This window comes from Mesonia oceanica (genome assembly GCF_902499555.1).
GTDB lineage: Bacteria > Bacteroidota > Bacteroidia > Flavobacteriales > Flavobacteriaceae > Mesonia > Mesonia oceanica.
Genome location: NZ_CABVMM010000002.1, coordinates 50202 through 71559, shown reverse-complemented (window position 1 = coordinate 71559; position 21358 = coordinate 50202). Strand labels below are relative to the sequence as shown.

Here is a 21358-nt window from a genome sequence, read left to right as displayed (position 1 = left end):
TTATTAATTTTCTGGATTGATGATAATGTTCTCTACGTAAACTTGACTTTGATTGCTATAGGTATTTCCCAGCCAAACTTTATACTTGAACATAAAATTTAAGGAAATGTCTATGATTGATTTACTATTATTCATCACAAGCACCTGTGAATAATCTTTAGCATACAGATAATGATAACCTGAAGCTTCGGAAGATTGATTTTCCATTACTTTTAATGTATCAGAAATTATATCCTCAGGTATTTTAGGAATATTAAAAGGCTCTGGATTTCTAATTAAAAGTGCGATGACCTTATTGGTATTCTTATCTATTATTTTATTAAATTCTGTTGTGGTAGGAGGATCCCAAGGAGTAAAACCTAATATCCCTTCAAATACTCTATCAAATAAATGATAAAATTGAAGCGCTAATTGCTCATCTCCTGAATAATTAGGATTAGAAATAGCCTGATAAGCTTCATTTATTTCTGAAGTGGAAAAAGATTTTTCTATTGAATAAACTGCTTGAGCATAATTAATAGTTCCATCTTTCTCTTGACTTTGTAATTGATAGCTATTTACTTGTTCCTCAAAATTTAAATACCTAGAAGTTCTAAAAACATACTCGTGTATCAATTCACTTTCATCTAAGGATAATTCATCATTACCATTCTTATCAAAAGCATTGTAGACTAAGGCTGTATAGAGTTTATTCGGTTTTAAATTGGTAAGCACCGTTTCATAAACCGGAACATTAGGTACTAAACTTTCTCCTAGCTTTGGCGTACAAGTAATTTCATTTGCATTATTAGAGACAAAATCTATCATATTATTCAATTGTTGCAAATGAAGTAAAGTAATAGGGTTTTCATCTTGGTTCCAATCTTCGCTATCGGTAAGGGGTATGCTATCTTCATACTCTTCTACCGGTAATGGATAAGGGATCACTGTATTATTTACAGGATCTTTAATAATAATATGCATTTTACCCATTAAAGAATCTAGCGAGTCATAAGAATCCCAACTCTTCAGCATATGATAAACCATCGGTTTAATGAAATAAAGACTAATTTTACATTCTTCATTTCCATAAAAAACAGGTTTTGCTTTTAACAAATTCCCTTTAGCATCAGGATAAGATTTATCGTAATCTATATAATTAGTAAGTGACGCTAATGGATGTTCTTTTGGTAATTCTGCTACTTCTGGATGTTTATGGTAATGCCCAAGTGGACCTACTGTTTTAAAAGCATAGTAATAATCAAAATTTCTTTCGTTTTCCCCATTATCTACTATATCTTTCAATCTAAAGCGCATATAATACTTGGTGTTAGGTCTCCAGATAGGCTGTGCTGTATTTTGAACAGCAGCAACCATGTCTTCATATTGCTGATCTATATCTCCTTGCCCGGGTATGGTTTGATTGTATTCATAATCTTCCAATGTTAGCCAGCATAACTCCTGAAGAGAGGTGCTACAATTTAATTTTACGCTTCCTCCTTCATCGCAATTGCAATTTCCTTGAACATTAAAAAAGCTAATTATATTTTCAAATAAAGATTTAAACTCTAAATATAGTTCCCAGTTACTCTCTTTTCTAAGTTTAATATTTAAACTATAAAAAGCTTCGAAAAGTGGATAAAATTCAGTAATAAATTCTTTATCAAAAGGATAAGAAGAATTTAATATATCTCTTTCCATTATATTCAGTAAATAATTAAAGAAAGGTAAGTTATCCCTTATTTGTTCAGGATTAGAGATATTGAAATAATAAATATAAAAAACAGTAAATTGATTCTTATAAAAACAAACTCTTTCATTAATATCACAGCTATCCTTGCAATCACAATCACCTACCTCTTTAACTATATCGATAATTGTATAAGCAGTGTTTCTAAAATGAAGGTAAATATCCATGTCAATATCCCTATCACTTTTCCATTGTTTAATTTTTTCTAATAGGAATAAGTAAGTATTCCACTCTTCCTTAATATTTTCATAAATACTTTTAGAATATTGTTCTAATAAACCTAAGAATTCGTCAAAACATTTGGTGTCTAATTGTTGAAAAGAATTTAAGGGGATCGGAAAACAATTTTCAAAAAGATATAATAACCGGTCGTATAGATCATTACACAACTTTTCGTCAGGACGGCATTCTTTATCGTTATTTTTCTCGGTTTTACACCCCACTGACTGTAAACTATTTATTTGCTCTAATAGGTAATTATATCGTTCCATATCTTTTGGTACACTACCTCCTACTTCACCTTTTGCTTCTTGATAACTAACATCATAAAGCTCTGCTATTTGTAATTGCAGATTGTCGATAGTATCGGTGTCGGTTTCATCGGGACGAATAATTATTTTTATAATGGGGTTGGTAGAATTTACATAAGTAACCTCTTGAGATAATTCTGTTTTCGTTTTATAAACTTGATTTACTAATTGATGATTAGGTAATATGTTATCAGTAACCAACGAAGAATAAAAATCAATCCTAACTCCTTGTGCATCGGTGGTCAGCTTTAAATGAACTTCAGCTACCGGATTAGGTAAAATGATCACTAAATCGTCCTCATTACTAAACTTTAGAGATTGTTGCTTTCCATGGGGATTATCAACTTGTGCAATTTCAAATTGATTAGTAGGTTCTTCATTAATATAATATATTCCATCTAGAGTAAAATAAGCTCCGTTAATAAAATGACCAATATATTGCGAAGGTGGGTAATAAGTACTTCCTAATGGTTTATTTAGAAAGTCTAAGCAGGTTAATTCTTGCTGAATTCCTTCACAGAATAAAGAAGAAGGAGTAATCCCATATTGTTCTGGAATAAACCAACCCGGCTCGCCAGATTCTGTATAAGTGAACGGATTGCTAGCCAAAATTCTAATCGTATCATACTGTTTACCAGATTTCTGCCAGTATCCTATAAGACTAGGCAAACCACTCCTATCCGCTTCCTTAACTACTGCTTTAAAAGGTTCATAATCTACCCAATTGCTACCGTCGTAAGCTTTTAGCTCTATTTCTTCAATAGAGTATTTATGTTTTACTTGGCGTAACTCCATCCCTCCACGAACTACTTTTTCCGGTGGAATAATATCTGTATAGTTATTAGCTCCTGAAGTATAACCACCAATTTTACTAGAAGGTATATTAGGAATTAAACCTTTTATGGTTTTAATATCTATATACGTATCTAATGGTATTATTTCATTAATACTTGAAGCATTGGGTTGCCAAGTAGCGTTATTGGTTTTTACATCTAAAAATTGAACATCAAAAGTTTCGTTGGTAAGCATATGTACACCTTTCACCAACTCTTTAGTTCGATTTTTTTGATTACCAGAAGATTGATAAGGTAAAGGAGGAATTGGAGTTCTATCTACATAAGAGTTTAATTCCCATTTCAGTTTAACGGTAAAGCTTTTACATACTTTTGCAAAAACAATTTTCACACATGCTCTTATTTTTAATTCAGCATAGATCAAGAATGGTTTTGCGGCTTCTACCGATAATAGTGCATCTAAACCAATCGTTAGTTTTACAATCCAAATATCTACCTTAATTTCACCTCCTGCAGCTACATAACCTCCTATTTGTGATCTTTCAAAACTAATATCTCCACCAATCTCTACGTATGCAGATACTTTTACTTTAGCTGGACCAAATCTCTTCTCTAATTTAAAATCTGCTCTAGCTCCTGTAGAAATACCTTTGGCAGATAGCATTAAATAGGATTGTGATTCAAATAACGTAAGTGCTTTGGCAGTCATCGGTTTTTGTTTAGTACCAAAATTCACATACCAATTAGAAGGATTATTGAAAAAGAACCCTGCTTGCACTTCAGCATATAAGTCTAAAATCCATCCGTTACTTCCTATTTGATAATCGGCACCAATCCACATTTCAATGGAGTTGTCTCCCCAGGCCATTCCTGCAAAGAACGGTGGTTCAGGGCTTCCTACAATATCCAGTCGTTTACTCAAAATATTGGCACGACCATCGATCATAAATACTGAGGGTAAAGAAAGAAGCAACATCGCCCGAACCGATAAAGTCTCTCCTCCATCGAATAATGTTCCTGCTACTGCTCCCGCTCCTACTGCTATTGGATTTTGATAACCTTCGGTTTCTTCAGGATTACTAAATTTAGATAAATGAATTCCCTGTGGTGGATATTTGTAATAATCATACCAAGAATCTTGTCCTGAGGTTAATCCTACAGCTTCTTTTTCCGCTACATAACGGTACCCTAGTAAACCTCTAAATCCATAAATCCCTACTGGACCTAAAGGTATAGGTGCCGGGAAACTTACGGCAGCATCTACAGCAAAAGCGGGATATTTGGGCATTAATCGCATAGATGCCGAGGCAGTTATCTTTGGTTGAGGTAATTTAAGAGTCATTTCCCCAATATATTCCGGAGAATCACCGGGCTGGGGAATGGATAACATTCCGTGAATAATGGCCATCGCACTTTCAGGACTGGCACTTCCTGGGATCACCATATCAACCTCGATGGTTTGTATCCTTAAAAAAGAATCTCCATTGCCTCCATGCTCATCATTATCGACGGTATAATAATATTTTATACCTTCTCCACGGGCATCAATTCCTAATGGGTCAAGACTGATGGCTCCATCAAATCCCCAATAATTATATTTTCTATCATTTTCTTGGTGAGAACCAAAATGAATGCCAGTGACTGCTACTTCTACCGGACCAAGATTAAGGCTAACGTTAACAGGTATAGAAGTGGTACCCCCCACGATTTCCATCCGACCGTTATCGTAAAAATTTATTTCTGGAACAACTATTTTCCGCCCTCCCAAAATTTTGTCCATAATCCCATTCTGGAACCAGATTTCACAGGAAGCACCGATATAAAAATCATTATCCAACCTACCCAATTTTGCAGAAGTAATATTAAACGTAACAAAATTGAAAAGGGTAAATTCTATACCATCGGGTTTGCTAAAAGTTAAATTAAAATCACCTTCTGTGTTAAGATCACCACTCATGTATAAGTAATCGTCACCCCCGCTTTGTTTTGCCAGCCCAGGAATCTCTAAACGTGCTTCTAAACGGCTATAAGTAATGACATTTTGCTTAAAAGTAAGGTCAAAATAATTAAAGCCAATCCCCCAGCCTCCTATTTCGGTAGTTAAATAATCATTTCCATTATTGGGGTTGTTATCGGCAACGGTTTCTAAAGAAATTGTCCCTGAAATTCCACCGGTACCAATAAGAAGGTTTCTTCCCACAATTTGAAGACTGAATACATCGGTATTGGAGAACCAAGCCTTTGGTAGGCCAATCGAAACTAAATCAGCATAAACTCCTTGAAAATTTGTTGGGCGACCATCGGCATCTGCTTCTGGGATATTTTTATCAGTTCTAAAATCAAATTTTAAATTATTAATATCTATTGAAAGTCCCGTATTTCCTATTTGGGACGGAGTCAAATCAAAGGAATCCAATTGACCGAACTCAAAACCTTTTTCTGAATGATATGATAAACTTCCTGCATTGTATGTCAACCTTGATTTTACCGCCTCGTCTTCTATAACTTCTAAAGTAGATGGATTGATTGGCTTTAACCAAGTTCTAGGAAACTCAAGAGCTAAAAATAGACTGTTTAGAGAAGCTGAAAAATTTGGAACAAGAAAATTTTGGAAGTTATCTATTTTAAAATTTCCAAATACATCATAAAATAAGCGTTCTAATTTTTTTTGAACAGAACCAAAATCATCATCGCTTGATAAGTAATCATTTAGTGCAATGTCAAAAACCGAATATTCATTACCATTAGAAGATAACTGTGTAATTAAATCTTCTATTATTTCTTTTTCACTACTTAATATATTATATGTAAGCGGTGTTGCAGGATTATTATTGGTATTAAAATCATCTATAAATTTCTGAAATGTGTCTTCGCTTTCATCTTCTGCAAAATCAGGATAGAAAACATTAACTAGTGTACTTAATAGTTGAGCTTCATCAATGTTCCCTATATCTAATAGCAAATTGTAAATAGCTTCTATTGAGAAATCAAATGTTTCAATATCAAAACTTCTTATATAATTTAGTAATGGCCAATTATACAGTATTGACATAGGAAATTCTGAAGTGTTTCCTTCTACAAAGCTAGGATTAAGTATTAAAGAAAAACCTTCTTCGCCACCAATGTTGAGTCCTAATCTTTCAAAACTAACAATTGTAATATTATAATTAACTTCATGGGTATGAATGCTTCCTTCAGAATAGAAGTCTTTAAAGTATAATTTGGAAAAAATCGAGTTTAAACTATTTTCTACAAAGCCTAAGCTAGAAGGTAAATCATTTACTGAAATAAGTAATGATAATGGTGGTATATATCTAGGCATAATATATGTTTATTTTTTTATTTTAAATACTTTGACTTCATTATTATTTAGAATTTTTATCTCATAAGCCTTTGCTAGACCAACAGATTTGTAACCTCTGGCACTAGTTGTACTTCCATCTTTATGATGTAGATATCGATCAAGCATTCCATTTTTATCTACAAACCAATTATACATAGAATAACCTTGATATATAAAAATTGTATTATTACTTACATAAAAAAACTGTATTTGAAACCCATAACTTTGCGAATTATTTAAAATATAGGCAGGAATAACTGTGGCGAACTTCTCTTCACGATTATAAAGAATTAAATAGCCTGTACTGTTACAATCATAACCATCTTTAGCAAAGCAGCAATCTTCTTCTTTTTTTGCAAACGCACCACAACCTATAGGATAGTCTACTCCTGTTGTTGTATAATAAAGTTCATAATTATTAATATTAGATAATCGTGTTACAAAACTTCCATTTACCGGGTTATATTCCTTTTGATAACCATCTTGTATCAACGTAGATAAAAGAGTATTCTCTACTATTTCGTAGTTTTCAATTGGCGGCAATAATTTCTCCTCATAATCTTCAGATAAATCTGCATCTACATAAGGATGCAGTTTTAGAAAATACATCCAAATATCATAGATATCTTTTCTTTCCTTTTTTTTCTTTTCTGTAATAGAATCACCTTGTTTAATATAAAAACCTAAAAAATTTTTATTGTTTTCTACAAGTTGGCCTAGAGGTTTGGGACCAAAAGGTAATATAGAATCTATAGGATGAATAATACTTTGTAAGCTATCTGTTATTCTATTATACTTTATTGAGAATTTAATACTATCTTCTAAAAAACGCTTTTTTGCTAATTCTTTGTAATGAATACTATCTTTAAATGAGCTTTGAATTAACTTTTGAATTTCGTCATGGGTCAATAAATCATATTTAATAATAGTGGCAACCTTTTTTAACCTTTGTTTATATAATTCATACAGAATTATAAATTGGGCTAAAGAATCTTTATTGAATTGTTCTAATTCATTAGGCAATAAAAACCTTTTGAAAGGTGCAGGGACTTTCTTTCCTTTATATGATGTGAAATGAAATTTTCTTATAGCACTTTTTCTACCTCTTGCTTTTCCTATAAATTGATTTCTATAGTTCTTATCATTCTTAATCTTTTCTTCATTAACCAAAATTGAATCAACTTCTTCCTTTAAAAGATATGGTATATCAGTAGTACTAAAATATTTTTTAATATAAGATTCTTCAGCTACATTGTCTTCACTTACAATATTTATTTGATTATTTGTTTCATTTTTATCTTTACATGATAGTTGAAACAAAAGCAAAAAAGACAATATATAATTACGTATTATCATATAACCCTGTCTCCATTTTTAAGTGTAACTTGTTCTGAGTGTAAATGAGTAGAGTGTAAAGTACCTGATGAGTCTCTCCTAAATATATCTCTTCTGATGTTGTTAAAATCGGTATGATTGTAAATACTATCTGAAGTATTATGTCCCGTTACACCTATTCTAAAATAGCTAAATCCAAAAGCACGAAGCGCATTAATAAAACTAACATTTAACTCAGTAGTGCCTTGATAGCTTGTATCAATTGACTCCCCATTAACGTGTAAAGCGCTAGGGTAACAACTAGCATCCACATAGGCAAATCCTGTACATTGAACATTATTATTAAACATAATTAGAGCGCCTATCATGGCAGCTGCTACTTCAAGACTAGGATACAATCTCATTGTTTGATGATAGCGGAGGTTAATGTTGGGATTAATATTTGTAAACTCTAATAATGTAATTGGATTACCTTGGTCTGGATTTCTATTACTAATAAATTTTACTAAAAAGCATTTAGCTACTTCATTTTCATATTCCCACTTTTGGTTTCTATACCATCTAAAACCAACATTAGAAGCAGGCTTCGCCAATATATCTCCTCTCTCATTAGAATACGTGTTTCCTGCACTAACATTAGTTATTCCATATAGTTGATAATTATCTATGAACGTTAACGTATTTAAATTAGGGAATTCAGCTTCTGGATAATCTATTGCTGTTCTTGAGTACCTTTTACGCCTCATTTTATCAGCCATAACCAATTCAAAACCATTTTCTGTACCAGCTGCATTTTCAGATATTCCTTGCATTTCAGAAGTATTATCATTGGCATCATAATATACATAATGAATCCTATTTTGGTCATATGCTAAAGCCAACGCTAAATCTAGATTATCAGTTATTTTGACGATTCCATCATGATAAACTCGAAATTCTATTCGATGATCTAAAATAGTTCCGTCTTGTAATGCTGTAATATCTTCATTCTCTGCAAAGGCATAAGAACTAAAAAATTGGTTATCCCTGCTATACACTATAATGTCATTACTATTATATTGTGGTGTTACAATATCTGCATGCTGATTAGAATCAAAGCCTTGTAGTCTTACTGTATAAGAAAAATATCTATTGTTATTATTATCTTCTTGGGGGTTTCCCGCTAAAGGTTCTAAATGAATAAAACGTTGATGGTTATCACTTAATTGTGTATCTGCTTTTATAGAAATCATTTCATCAATAGTCAAACCTAATAGCATACAGTTTTCCTTATAATTTTTTCCTGAATCAGCTAAATCATTACTTCTAAAAAAATTGATGCTTGGTATTTTAGTAGTATTATTATTGCCTGTGATATTATATTCTCTACATAAGAATTTTAGTCTGTCTCTAAATAACCTGTAAGAATAATTCTGCTCGAACGAAGATAGTTGCTGATCATAAGTGTTTAAATATTCTTTTTCAGAAGTTTTTGCTGTATTTTCATACTCAATTCTTGCATACATAAGTACAAGGCTATCTCCCCAGTAGGCACCATTAATCATATTTAGCTCAAAATTCCCAGTTCCTTCAAGGTTATAATTAGCATCATAATTTGGATGATTTGCATCATAATGCAGTGGCTCTCTAACATATATAGGATTAGTGCTCTCAACAGATCCGACATCTAAATTATCTGGCAAGCTAAATTGTGGGATATCAATAGAACAAAATGCAGAATCATAATAATGTATATTTTCTAAAACACTATTATTAGCATTATTAAAATTGTGCTTAGTTCTATAATAATGCAATCTCACATAATTGCTTATATAAGCACGGGAAGTTCCTGACTGTGTATTTGGAAAAAGTATTCTAAATACATTTGTCCAAGTTGTGTGATCTGAATTCGTTTCATTACCTATAAGCTGATTCGTTTTAAAGTAACGAGAACCAACATTAGTGCTACTTGTATTAGCTACATTTCGAACATCTTTATTGAGATTGGTTTTAGTATAAAGAATAGGACTTATGTTATCATCTATTCGTAAACTAAGTTTTAAAGAGTTTTCATTTCCTGAAGCGTGGATAGCTGTTAAGATGAGTATAGGCCATTGATTTGTTTGATATTCCTGTGCATTAAGAGAGCTATTGCCTGATTGAGTTCTTATTTGGATATTATTAGAGTCTGTACCAGACACCTTGTAATTTTGATAAAAATTATAAGAGTATCCTTTTTCACTTCGTATATCAATATATATCTTATTTTTCGAGTAAAATTTTTCAATTAATTTAGTATATAAAAACTTATTATTACTAGCATTTGTGCTAGTAGTTTGAGTATTATTAGATGCATTTATGTCATAATACTTCACACCCTCATTAAAATGCATGCCATATAAAGCCGCGGGATCTAAAAAATTTAATATTTCTTCTCTTTTAACCCTTTCATTGATACCCGATAAATTTGTTACATCAATAACATAGCCTGAACTTCTAACATAATTAAGGTTAACCAAAAAATTATCTGATTTTAATATAACTTCAAATCCAATTTTGTGAATATTAGAAAACATTCCTAACCATTCACCCTCCATTATATATACAGAATCAATACCTGGAATTAAAAAATTAAACACATCTTCTATATTTACATTACTATTTAACTCCCCATCATCATAACCTAATGTACCATAAGAAGCATCAGAAGGTGGATCTTGCCATATTCTATTAATTAAATCATTTACCCCAGTTCCTTGCGGCAATATAGAATTGTTTTGCTCATCGATTAGTGAGCTCTTCAATATACCCCTATAAATATAGTATTCTACTTCAATCGGCACATCAAGTATAGAACATGGTTTTATAATAATATTTACTAAAGAATTATCAACATTAGATTGCTGAACAATTAATTGACCATCAACACATGCAAAGGCTTTTGCTTCATTTATTAAACTAAAATAAGAGGTTACATTAAATTTTTGGCTTGGGTCAACGCTACTTTGTGATCCGTCTGGATTATCAATTATACTAATTGGACCATAAGCTTCAGTATCACTCTGCGTTGTTAAGTTTGCTGGATCTATAAAAAAATACATAATTTAAGTAGTAATTTTAATAACATTATAAACCTAATCATTTATTTTATTAAACTATATAGTTATTAACTACATAAAATATAATTTAATCAAATAATAACATTATAGATTTAATTAGTTTATGTTTAAATTTTCACTAATTACCAAATACATAGCAATTAGATCATCTACTAAAAAAGGTGGGGGCTTTAATCGTGGATTCTGTAATACAATATTACTTTTACTAAAGTATTAATTAAAATTGAATACAACAACCTTTTTTTATATAAAATTTTAAGATTTATTATCAAGTATAGTTATTTTACGTATTTCTACGGTTTTTAAAAAGTTGAAACTACTCTAAATTTCAGTTCTAATTTATAATAGAACACAGCTAGCTAACGCAATAATTATGTATACTCAAAAAAACATAAGTCAACCAAGCTATAAAAAAGCTTTAGCTATTCATAAAAAAACTACTTCAATTTTAAAAGATAATAGCCCTCAAGCTATTCAACTTCAAAAATTGAAAGACCTTAGTCAAGTTAGTTTGCAAAATCAAGAACTCTTGCAACTTCAAAAAATTTCAGATATTTTTTTGGACTACCATCCATCTATAATTCAAGAAAAAACAAACTATAACCATCCCACAAATCATGTATTTCAACTGTCAAGAAGAAGAGAAGAGTTTACTCCAAGACAAAAAGCAAAAATATTAGCTAAAAACAGAAAAAAAAATAACAACTTTTATACCTGTGAGAATTGTGGTTTTAAACACCGTCAAATTCGCTACGCTACTTATAGAGGAAGAAGAACCGGTGATGGCTCATTTCATATAGACCATAAAGTTGCAGCCTCTCACGGAGGTAGAGCACTTATGGGAAATGCGAGAGTTCTATGTGGCACTTGTAATACTTCTAAAGGTAACCGGGATGCGGCTAAAAGAACCGGAAGAAGTAAATTTAGAGCATTACATGGAAAGATATATCCTAAAGATTACCAAATAAAGAGAAGAAAGTATTGAAAAACTGTTGTATCGAGAACAGAATTTTAGCTTCAAGTCCTGTTTCCATACAAAAATCTTAATCGATTTTCATGCGAAATGACGGTCTTGAAGTTAAAATAATAAGACGCACTAGAAATTTTCAAAAGAAAAACAACTCAAGTAAAATTACTTGTTTTTTATTTCGAGTAGTTCTACGCTATTAGGTTTAATCAACTAATCCTAAGTTTGTTAATAAAGAGTTAAAAATATGTTGAACAAGGCACTAGGTTTTATAAAAAATCAATTGGAAGAATACCTTGCCATTCAAACAGAAGATGGAGATATTTTAAACTTTTCCAACTTAAAAAACTCTGCTGATAGTGATTTGCAGGCTAATAAAATTAACCTAACCATTGTTAATATAGAAGAAGAAGAAAGTATGGCTCACCGAAATCCACATATGAAAACTTCTAACGGAATAATTAAAAAGAACCCTCCTGTATATTTAAACATTTACCTTTTATTTTCGGTGAACTTTAAAGATAAGTTTTACTTAAAAGGCTTAAACTTACTTTCCCATATCATTAGCTTTTTTCAGCAACATAGTGTTTTTGATGCTTCCCAATATTCCCTACCCGATTCCATTGCCAAATTAAATTTTGAATTGGTCAATATGAAGATTGAGCATATGAGCCACTTTTGGGGAGCCTTAGGAGCCAATTACCAACCCTCGGTGATTTACAAAATGCGAATGTTAAGTATTGATGCTGAAAGCATTATTACTAAAGAAACAGAAATCAATCAACCAAACATTCAAGGAAAACAATGAAGGAATTATTCAACATATACGTTTTCCACGAATATGATAAAGGAATATGTCCGCACATTCAACTCCGTCCCTTCCCCCAACTTTGGGAATTTGAAAAAAATAACCGCTTTAGATTCCGAATAAATAACGGCTCCATACAGGTATTCATAGAAGAAGATGAATCTCCATTACAAGAATTAGAATATGTATGCTTTTGGTTAACGTATACGCATGAAGATTTTATTTATTACACAGAGCTACCCAAAACAGAATCAAAAAATCTATTGAAATGGAATCCTGATAAAAATAAGAGTGGTAATAGATTACTAAGCATTAATGCTAACGGATTTGATACCGAAAAACAAACTTCTATTCCGCAAAATACTTTAGGAGTTATTCAAATCCCAACAGCTTTATTGATAGAACAAGAGTCTATTGATTTTCAACTGAACTTTCAAAGTAAAAAAACCTATTGGGAATACCATGTGTATGCTCCTTCTACAGCTATCAATTTTAAGGAATGTGAATGGAGTCTTAAAGATGTTCAGAAAAAATGGGAATTTCAATTAATAGCACAAGAAAATAATAAATCGATTTTTCGATCAGCAGCTACCCTACCCTTTTATTCAAAAGCAGAAAAACGCATCACCCTAACTTGGCATAAAAAGCAGAATAGTTTTGAAAGTAAAGAATTTTCAAAAAGCATTCCTTTTCCCAATTATCAGCACCAACAACTTAATAATAACGAGTACACAACTATTACTTATATAAATATTTAACTAATTAAAATTTTAAACTATGGCGTTAACTTTAAAAACTCCCGGGGTTTACATTGAAGAGAAAAGTGCATTCCCCAATGCGGTAGTCGGTGTTGAGACAGCAGTTCCTGCTTTTATAGGTTATACCGAAATAGCCGATTTTAAAGGACAATCCTTGCTGCAGAAACCGGTAAGGATAGAATCCCTTAAGCAATACGAACAAATGTTTGGAAAAGGTCCACAAACCAAATACGATTTAACCAAATTAGGGGATGCTTCCGATAAAAAAGATGATGGTAAAGCAGGTGATGATACCGCTAGCCAAGAGCCTGATTTAAAAATAGACGGCGAAGGATATACTATTGCCGTAAACAATAATAGTGATTTTCTTCTTTACAATTCCTTAAAATTTTTCTACCAAAACGGAGGCGGTACATGTTTTATTATCGCTGTGGGAACTTACGGCAATCAAACTGTTGCTCCAGATTTTAATAAATCTCCTTTTGAAGATGGAATTAAAAGGTTAGAAAAAGAAACCGAACCTACTATGTTGGTGATTCCTGATGCTACTTTATTGGATGCTGATAATTGTTATTCTTTACAGCAACAAATGCTTATGCATTGTGGAGAACAACAAAACAGGGTGGCCATTTTAGATGTTTACAATGGTGATCATGGGCTAGAAGATCCTGACTATAATCCGGTAGATGAATTTAGAAATCAAGTTGCTTCCGATTACCTAAGTTACGGAGCCGCTTATTATCCTTACGTACATACCACGATTACTGAATCTAATGAAATTACCTATCAAAATTTAAGTGATAGCGGACTTACCACCTTAAAAGGAATTATTAATGCCTATGTAGATAAATTGAATCCCGGCCAGCAAAAAACCATTCAGGATTTTGTTTCGCAAATGGATGCCACTCCTCAAGCTGATGCTGGAGACGATTCAAAACCGGAAGACCCTAAAAAGAAAGGAAATGCAAAACCAGCCGATGATTCTAAAAATCTTTCAGCTCCACCTGCAGATCCAAATACAATCAATAGCGTTCTTTCCATAGCCATTCCCAATTATAAAATGGTGATGGATACCATTCTTCAAAAAAAGAACTTACTACCGCCTTCCGGAGGAATCGCCGGGGTTTACACCTCTGTAGATAACCAAGATGGAGTCTGGAAAGCTCCTGCCAATGTAGCCATGAGCAGTGTGATCTCACCGGCAGTACTTATTGACCATAATCAACAACAAGACCTTAACGCCCCCATTTTAGGAAAAGCCATTTGTGCTATTCGTCCGTTTGTAGGACTGGGGAATTTGGTTTGGGGTGCAAGGACTTTAGATGCCAATAGTATGGACTGGCGTTATATTAATGTACGTCGGACGATGATTATGTTGGAGCAATCTATAAAATTTGCTTGTAAAGCTTATGTTTTTGAACCGAATGTAAAAAGCACTTGGGTTTCTGTAAAAGCAATGATTTCTAATTTCCTCATCAATATGTGGAAACAAGGAGCCTTAGCCGGAGCTGTTCCTGCAGATGCATTCTCTGTACAAATAGGATTAGGAACCACGATGACCGCAGAAGATATTTTAGAAGGCAAAATGATAGTAGAAGTAAAAGTTGCCATCTCTAGACCTGCAGAATTCATTGTTATCTCGTTCGAACAAGAAATGCAAAAATCATAAAAAAATTAATTCAACTAACCTTTAAATATATATATCATGGCAGACGATGGCTCAAAACAAAGTACTTCCGACCAAAATTGGCCTATTTCAAAATTTTATTTTACGGTAGATTTTGGGGGAGCAATGAAAAACACTTCCTTTCAAGAAATATCGGGTTTAGATATAGAATCTCAACCTATCGAATATAGAGCTGGGGACAGTTCGGTTTTTTCAACAATTAAAATGCCCGGTATTACCAAATCAGGAAATGTCACCTTTAAAAAAGGAGTATTTGTAAAAGACAACCAATTCTTCGCTTGGTACGAGCAAATTAAAATGAATACCATCAAACGGGTAACGGTAACCATTAAATTATTAGATGAAAGCGGTAGCCCAACAATGACGTGGACATTAAATAATGCTTGGCCTACCAAAATTACCGGGACAGATTTAAAATCTGATGGTAATGAAGTAGCGGTAGAAACCATAGAAGTAGCTCACGAAGGATTAGTGATCGCAAATGCATAAGTATGGAATTTTCGTATCCCGCTCCCGGATTTTATTTTCAAGTAAAAATAGGTTTACAAACTTATTCTTTTAAAGAAGTAAGTGGAATCGAGTTTAGTACAGATTTCGAAGAAATAGCTTCGGGAGGGGAAAACGATTTTAAGTATAAAGCCTTTAGCAGAAGAAAATATTCAGATTTAGAACTAAAGAAAGGCTTTATTCCGAGGGATTCCCTATTGGCAGAATTTTTAAATTTTTCGATCATCAATTCGCCTGCGGTCATTTCTAAATTAAAAATGTATCCCATTATTGTGCATTTACTGGATAAAGAAGGTACTCCTTCGCAAAGTTGGATTTTTTACGAGCCGGTGCCTTCCAAATGGAAGTTGGGAAACTTGGATGCAATGGAAAACAATTATTTGATGGAATCAATCACTTTTTCATACAATCATTTTCACTCTATTTAATAAAACTTATGACACTCATTATAAAAGAACTGATTGTAAAATCTACGATTATCGACCGTTCCCTAAAGCGGAACAAGGAGATATCACCAGAAGAAAAAGAAGAAATCATCAATGCTTGTTTAAAGAAGTTAAAACGGGAACTTCGCTATAAAAATAGATAAGGAAAGTTTCTTGATAGCAGAAAAAGTAATTCCATTTTTAGCAATAAGGTTACTTCTTGTCATGCTGAACTTGTTTCAGCATCTCATAGCACTATTGATTTTAAATTACTTAAAACAAGTTCAAGTTCAGTATAGATTATGGCGAACCATATTCCATTTTAAAACAAATGAATGATGAATACACACGCAGACAAAATCCAAAAGCCTGAAAGTAAATCGGTGGCTACGCATAAAAAGCAGAAAAATGGCCCGGCTACTTTTCAGTTGATGGATAAGCGTTCAGAAGCAGTAACCCAGCGAAAGCTGCAAACTATGGCTAATGAAAGCAATCAGGTTTCGCAATTGCGCTCGCTTCAGGAAAAGACTTATCAAAGTTCTTTAGAAGAAAAAAATGCTATTCAGAAAAAGCCTAACAACACTGGTTTACCCGACAATTTAAAAACAGGAATTGAAAACCTTTCCGGATATTCCATGGATGATGTAAAAGTACATTACAACTCCGCTAAACCCGCTCAGTTAAATGCGCACGCTTACGCACAAGGAACCAATATTCATCTAGCATCAGGACAAGAAAAACATTTACCACACGAAGCTTGGCACGTCGTTCAACAAAAGCAAGGACGAGTACAACCTACGATGCAGCTAAAAGGAAAAGTGAATATTAACGATGATAAGGGATTGGAAAAAGAAGCAGATGAGATGGGTGCGAAAGCTATTCAATTGCTAGTTAATACTAAATCAGCGATGAATTTTAAAAATAGTAGATTATCTCAATCTCAAGTTTCTGATTCAAATTCAAAAATAATTTTTGATGTGATACAAGGAGTATTTGTTTATTCTTTTCTATCCCATAGGATAAAAAATAGTGATAAAAATGATAAGTACTATGAGGATATAGGCTTCATCAGAGTGATTAATCCATTAGGAGGTTTTGTTTGGGCAGATAGAAGAAATGTTGAATGCGTAAAAGAACTTTTGGGTTATTCTCCTGATATTACTAATAATGAGATGTCAGAAATTCGTGCATTCACGATTAGTGCTCCCACTCACGATAAGGGTTGGCAGAGTAAAACCCAATATAATAATAGAATAAATTGTATTAGGGAAGCTTTAAAGATTATTTATTCAGTATATGATGCCTCCAAACTATATATACTGACTGCGCCTGAATATTTCTTTGCAGCTCCAAGTAAGGATAGCCATTTTATGGATAAGAAAGAATTTGATTATATTTCTAGTCAGTTGCAATCCATTGCTTCCTCTTTACCACCCAATTTGGTTATGGTTCCAGGGACAATAGGTTATTCCGAAGTTATTACAAAAGAGGAACTGGAATCGGAAGTAGCCAAATTGCAAATAAAGCATGATCAATTATTGAATTATGTATCTTCTTATAGAGATGTTGAAAAAAATGAAAAAAACATAGCTTTATATACGAGGGAATATGTAAAAAAAGAATATGAATTTGACTGGGAGTATGAAACCAAACAATTAAAAGATAAGAGTAGTACAAAAAAGCTATTCAATAGAGCTTTGGTTTTTTATAATCAAACTATGGAAGTTTATGATAAGATGTTTGAATCTGTCTCTGGAGAAAGAGATAGAGGTAAAGGTGATGACGGCAAACTCTTTGAACATGGTACTGCTCCTTTTGTACGTGAATACAAGGGTATTAAGATAGCCCTTCAGGTTTGCTCTGATTATGCTTATGAGAGTTTAAGAGGTCTTGATATTAAACCTGATATTCAACTTGTGCCAGCATCTAACTATGGAGGTGCTGAAAGTTTTCAACAAGCAAAAACTCTTTTAAAAGCAGATAGTAAAGGAAGTTCGGTTACAAAAATGGTGAAAGAAGGTAAGAAACAAGTTCAAGAACAAGATCATGAATGGGAACTTAACTCTTTAGAAAAAACAACACTATCGTATTATTCGATTAAAAAGTAGATGATACTCAATAAATCTCATATTGATAAATCAGATACCTGATTCTAAGCGAAATTTCTATGAATCAACCTTATAAAGTATTTCACAGAAACATGTTTTCACACTTTAAAAATTCACTAGTGGGGGCAAGCATCAAGATATTACCCCTACCAAAATAAACTATTTCCATGAACCAAGGACTCGTCAACTTAACCATTTATGCTTATACCGATGTGGCTTTTTCTTCTTCGGCAGGAAGTTATAAAACCTTAATTAATCCGGAGAGTTATAGCCATCAACACGGGGTGAGTTTTTCTGAAACCAAATCGGTAGCAGAAGGTGCGGGAAATGCTCCTAAATTCAATACCGTTCAATCAGAAAAAGTCAGTTTCACCATGTATATCGACGGGACCGGTATTAAAAACAATATAGGAAGCATTGCCAAAGAAATTACGAGTCTAAAAAAAGTGGTCTATCAATATGAGGGTTCAATTCATCGTACGAAATACCTAAAATTATCCTTTGGGGCATTGGTATTCTATTGCAACCTAGAAAGCATGCAAATTCATTATACCATGTTTTCTTCTTCCGGTGAACCCCTACGGGCAAAAATAGATTTCAGTTTTGTAGGCTATACCAATCCGGCACTATTATCGGCCAATGCCAATAAGCAATCGCCCGATATGAACCATATTAAAACCATCACGGCTACTTCTAGCCTTCCCAATTTATGTGAGGAGGTTTATAAAAATGCTAATTTATACGAACAAGTTGCTAAGCTAAATGACTTAGATAGTTTTCGAGGATTAACACCCGGATTAGAATTGGCATTTCCACAACTAAAACAATAAATTTATGGCTGCTACAGACTTACTTACTTTACAATTACTTATCGAAGGCTCTGCAGCTTCGGGAACAATTAGAAGCATTACTATCCATAACGCCATTAATCAAATTCCTGAAGCTACCATTATTCTAAACGACGGTAGTAAAGCCGCTGAAAGTTTCGATTTAAGTGATTCCGGCAAGTACGATCCCGGGAAAAGTATAGAAGTCAAGGCAGGTTATCACAATAAAGAACAATCGATTTTTAAAGGTATTATCGTTAACCAGTCCATTCAAGTTCATCCGCAAGAAGGTCCATCGATGATGCTTACTTGCAGGCATCATATTTTAAAAACCACCTTATGTCCCAATAGTGCCTACTATCAAAAATCCAAAGACAGTGATATCATTAGCAAAATACTTAAATCCTATAGCCTTCAAAATTCGGTTGATGCTACATCCAACACCCACGAAACCATTCTTCAGTACAATACCACCGATTGGGATTTTATATTGAATCGGGCGGCTTTAAATGGACTCCTTGTTTATACCGAACAAGATCAAGTAAACATTGTAAAACCTGGCGTATCTGGAGAAAGTGTTTACACCATTAGCTACGGAACTAATTTAATCGATATGGATATTGCTATCAATAGCGAGAATCAAGTTTCGGGGATTACTGCAAAAGCTTGGGATGCCGATCAGCAAAAAATAACCTCCCAAACCGCCACAGAACCAAGCGTTAATAAAGAAGGAAGACTGGACGGAAAAAAACTGGGTGGCGTACTTCAGCAAAAAAGGAAACTACAAACCACCACTTTTCAGGAAGAAGCTGAACTTAAATCTTGGGCAGACGCACAGTTTCTTTTTAACCGATTGGCAAGATTCAGTGGCTACATTAGCTGTACGGGAAATTCTGAAGTAAAGTTAAATTCATTGGTAAGCTTAGAAGGTTTATCAAAAACCTTAAATGGAGATATGTTTGTCAATTCTATTGTTCATCAATTAGAAGGAGGACACTGGCAAACAGAACTGGGCATAGGTTTTCATGAAGAATGGTTTTCGTATAAGAATCCCTCCTCTTCTACTTCCACAGCAATTACAGGATTGCAAATTGCCACGGTAAAACAAATTCAAGAAGATCCTCAATCACGTTATCGAGTAAAAATTTCTTTTCCTCTATTAGAAGACGATTCTGATGGAATTTGGGCCAGGCTCAACAGTTTTTACGCTTCCAATGAAGTGGGAGCCTTTTTTTATCCCGAAGTAGGTGACGAAGTAATTGTGGGCTTTTTAGAAGACAAGCCTTCTGCTCCCATTATCTTAGGAAGTATGTACAGTAAAAAAAATAAAAGCTATCAAGAGCCGGATGAAAAAAATACCCACAAAACCATTCTGACCAAAAGTAAACTAAAACTTGATTTTGATGATGAAAATAAAATCATCACCCTAGAAACCCCTGCAAAAAATACGGTAGTGATCAACGATAAAGAGAAAAGCATTAGCTGTAAAGATCAACACAGTAACTCTTGGGAGATGAACGAAGATGGCATCACTATATCCAGTAATAAAAACATCACGATGAAAGCCACGAGTGATATTTCCCTTCAAGCACAAAATATTTCTTTAAAAGCCGATAACGGAATCACTCAAAAATCGGTCAGCAATACGGTTACCGCTGATAATGCACTTAGTTTAAAAGGATTGAACGTTTCGGTTAAAGCCGATGCAAGCCTTTCGGCACAAGCGCAAGCCAGTACAGAAATAAAAGCTTCCGGAAATACCTCGATTAAAGGAGCAATGGTAATGATTAATTAAAAAATAATGGAATGTCCTCAATAAATCATAAGGTGTTGTCGTCACCTTGAACTTGATTCAGGGTGTCATCACAATAGTTTATTTTTCAATACAGTATAAGATTCCGGATCAAGCCTGCTTCGCCGGCTGGCAAGTCTGGAATGACGAAAATAAAGAATTATTAAAAATTACGGGTAATCAAAAAAGCAATGATAAATTCAAAAAAAACTTCCATAGATCACAAGAAAGCTTTTTTAGGAAAAGGTTGGAGCTTTCCTGTTCGCTTTAATTGGGCCACCAAAAATGTAGAAATGGTAACCGCTGAAAAAGATATTGAAGAAAGTCTTTTTATCTTACTTAATACCATAAAAAAAGAGCGCGTGATGCGACCACAATATGGTCACGATTTACTTCCCTTAGTGTTTAAAAAAATAGACAATTCCCTACTCCATCTTTTGGAAGACAGCATTACCAAAGCCATTACTTTATACGAAAGCCGAATAGATTTAATACAAGTTAAATTAAACCATCACATTCAAGAAGGTTTTATAGAAATAGAATTACTGTATGTGGTGAGAAAAACCAATAGTCGGCATAATGTGGTTTTTCCATTTTACCTGTCTCAAGGTACGCACGTAGAACAATTAGAAACTTCAAAAAAATAACTG

The 21358-nt window shown here is 33.3% G+C and carries 14 protein-coding genes; 11 read left to right on the top strand and 3 right to left on the bottom strand.

All coding sequences use genetic code 11. From position 1 onward, the window contains the following. Positions 1-3 precede the first annotated feature (3 nt). The 3 genes from FVB9532_RS02255 to FVB9532_RS02245 are packed head-to-tail and all read right to left on the bottom strand — an operon-like array spanning position 4 to position 10811. A complete protein-coding gene (locus FVB9532_RS02255) occupies positions 4-6375 on the bottom strand; it encodes a hypothetical protein (RefSeq protein ID WP_150543593.1) in 6372 nt (2123 codons plus the stop codon). Between the two features lie 9 nt (positions 6376-6384). Then, the gene (locus tag FVB9532_RS02250) at positions 6385-7752 is read right to left on the bottom strand and encodes a hypothetical protein (protein WP_150543592.1); all 1368 of its coding nucleotides are present in this window, start codon (positions 7750-7752) and stop codon (positions 6385-6387) included. Then, on the bottom strand, positions 7749-10811 hold the full coding sequence (locus tag FVB9532_RS02245) for a hypothetical protein (protein ID WP_150543591.1): 3063 nt from the start codon (positions 10809-10811) through the stop codon (positions 7749-7751). Before FVB9532_RS02245 ends, FVB9532_RS02250 begins: the two co-directional genes overlap by 4 nt. Before the next feature lie 391 nt (positions 10812-11202). On the opposite strand from FVB9532_RS02245, the gene FVB9532_RS02240 reads away from it, so the two are divergent. The 11 genes from FVB9532_RS02240 (at position 11203) to FVB9532_RS02195 (ending at position 21355) form a co-directional block, all read left to right on the top strand. Continuing rightward, positions 11203-11814, top strand: coding sequence for an HNH endonuclease (locus tag FVB9532_RS02240; protein ID WP_150543590.1), 612 nt, complete (start codon positions 11203-11205; stop codon positions 11812-11814). A 229-nt stretch (positions 11815-12043) separates the two neighbouring features. Beyond that, entirely contained in the window at positions 12044-12604 is a 561-nt protein-coding gene (locus FVB9532_RS02235; protein WP_150543589.1) for a contractile injection system cap protein, read from the top strand. Further along, positions 12601-13362 carry a hypothetical protein gene (locus tag FVB9532_RS02230; RefSeq protein ID WP_150543588.1) on the top strand — a complete coding sequence of 254 codons (762 nt, stop codon included), beginning with the start codon at positions 12601-12603 and terminating at the stop codon, positions 13360-13362. The genes FVB9532_RS02235 and FVB9532_RS02230 overlap by 4 nt, the downstream gene beginning before the upstream one ends. 19 nt (positions 13363-13381) lie before the next feature. Beyond that, a complete protein-coding gene (locus tag FVB9532_RS02225) occupies positions 13382-15031 on the top strand; it encodes a contractile injection system sheath protein (RefSeq protein ID WP_150543587.1) in 1650 nt (549 codons plus the stop codon). A 36-nt stretch (positions 15032-15067) separates the two neighbouring features. After that, a complete protein-coding gene (locus FVB9532_RS02220) occupies positions 15068-15538 on the top strand; it encodes a phage tail protein (protein ID WP_150543586.1) in 471 nt (156 codons plus the stop codon). Between the two features lie 2 nt (positions 15539-15540). Further along, positions 15541-15984 carry a phage tail protein gene (locus tag FVB9532_RS02215; protein WP_150543585.1) on the top strand — a complete coding sequence of 148 codons (444 nt, stop codon included), beginning with the start codon at positions 15541-15543 and terminating at the stop codon, positions 15982-15984. 8 nt (positions 15985-15992) lie between these two features. Beyond that, positions 15993-16145 (top strand): DUF5908 family protein, encoded by a 153-nt coding sequence (locus FVB9532_RS19395; RefSeq protein WP_194716464.1) that lies wholly within the window; start codon positions 15993-15995, stop codon positions 16143-16145. Between the two features lie 171 nt (positions 16146-16316). After that, a complete protein-coding gene (locus FVB9532_RS19645) occupies positions 16317-18089 on the top strand; it encodes an eCIS core domain-containing protein (RefSeq protein WP_228482236.1) in 1773 nt (590 codons plus the stop codon). Between the two features lie 167 nt (positions 18090-18256). Further along, complete coding sequence (locus FVB9532_RS02205; protein ID WP_150543584.1) at positions 18257-18919, top strand: CIS tube protein; 663 nt, start codon at positions 18257-18259, stop codon at positions 18917-18919. A 4-nt stretch (positions 18920-18923) separates the two neighbouring features. Further along, positions 18924-20711 carry a type VI secretion system tip protein VgrG gene (gene vgrG / locus FVB9532_RS02200; protein ID WP_150543583.1) on the top strand — a complete coding sequence of 596 codons (1788 nt, stop codon included), beginning with the start codon at positions 18924-18926 and terminating at the stop codon, positions 20709-20711. A 188-nt stretch (positions 20712-20899) separates the two neighbouring features. After that, on the top strand, positions 20900-21355 hold the full coding sequence (locus FVB9532_RS02195; protein ID WP_150543582.1) for a gp25 family contractile injection system sheath assembly initiator: 456 nt from the start codon (positions 20900-20902) through the stop codon (positions 21353-21355). The last annotated feature ends 3 nt before the right edge of the window (positions 21356-21358 follow it).

Coding starts and splice junctions, on each gene's coding strand:
- FVB9532_RS02255 (WP_150543593.1), bottom strand. CDS start 6,375: ATGCCTAGATATATACCACCATTATCATTACTTATTTCAGTAAATGAT.
- FVB9532_RS02250 (WP_150543592.1), bottom strand. CDS start 7,752: ATGATAATACGTAATTATATATTGTCTTTTTTGCTTTTGTTTCAACTA.
- FVB9532_RS02245 (WP_150543591.1), bottom strand. CDS start 10,811: ATGTATTTTTTTATAGATCCAGCAAACTTAACAACGCAGAGTGATACT.
- FVB9532_RS02240 (WP_150543590.1), top strand. CDS start 11,203: ATGTATACTCAAAAAAACATAAGTCAACCAAGCTATAAAAAAGCTTTA.
- FVB9532_RS02235 (WP_150543589.1), top strand. CDS start 12,044: ATGTTGAACAAGGCACTAGGTTTTATAAAAAATCAATTGGAAGAATAC.
- FVB9532_RS02230 (WP_150543588.1), top strand. CDS start 12,601: ATGAAGGAATTATTCAACATATACGTTTTCCACGAATATGATAAAGGA.
- FVB9532_RS02225 (WP_150543587.1), top strand. CDS start 13,382: ATGGCGTTAACTTTAAAAACTCCCGGGGTTTACATTGAAGAGAAAAGT.
- FVB9532_RS02220 (WP_150543586.1), top strand. CDS start 15,068: ATGGCAGACGATGGCTCAAAACAAAGTACTTCCGACCAAAATTGGCCT.
- FVB9532_RS02215 (WP_150543585.1), top strand. CDS start 15,541: ATGGAATTTTCGTATCCCGCTCCCGGATTTTATTTTCAAGTAAAAATA.
- FVB9532_RS19395 (WP_194716464.1), top strand. CDS start 15,993: ATGACACTCATTATAAAAGAACTGATTGTAAAATCTACGATTATCGAC.
- FVB9532_RS19645 (WP_228482236.1), top strand. CDS start 16,317: ATGATGAATACACACGCAGACAAAATCCAAAAGCCTGAAAGTAAATCG.
- FVB9532_RS02205 (WP_150543584.1), top strand. CDS start 18,257: ATGAACCAAGGACTCGTCAACTTAACCATTTATGCTTATACCGATGTG.
- vgrG (WP_150543583.1), top strand. CDS start 18,924: ATGGCTGCTACAGACTTACTTACTTTACAATTACTTATCGAAGGCTCT.
- FVB9532_RS02195 (WP_150543582.1), top strand. CDS start 20,900: ATGATAAATTCAAAAAAAACTTCCATAGATCACAAGAAAGCTTTTTTA.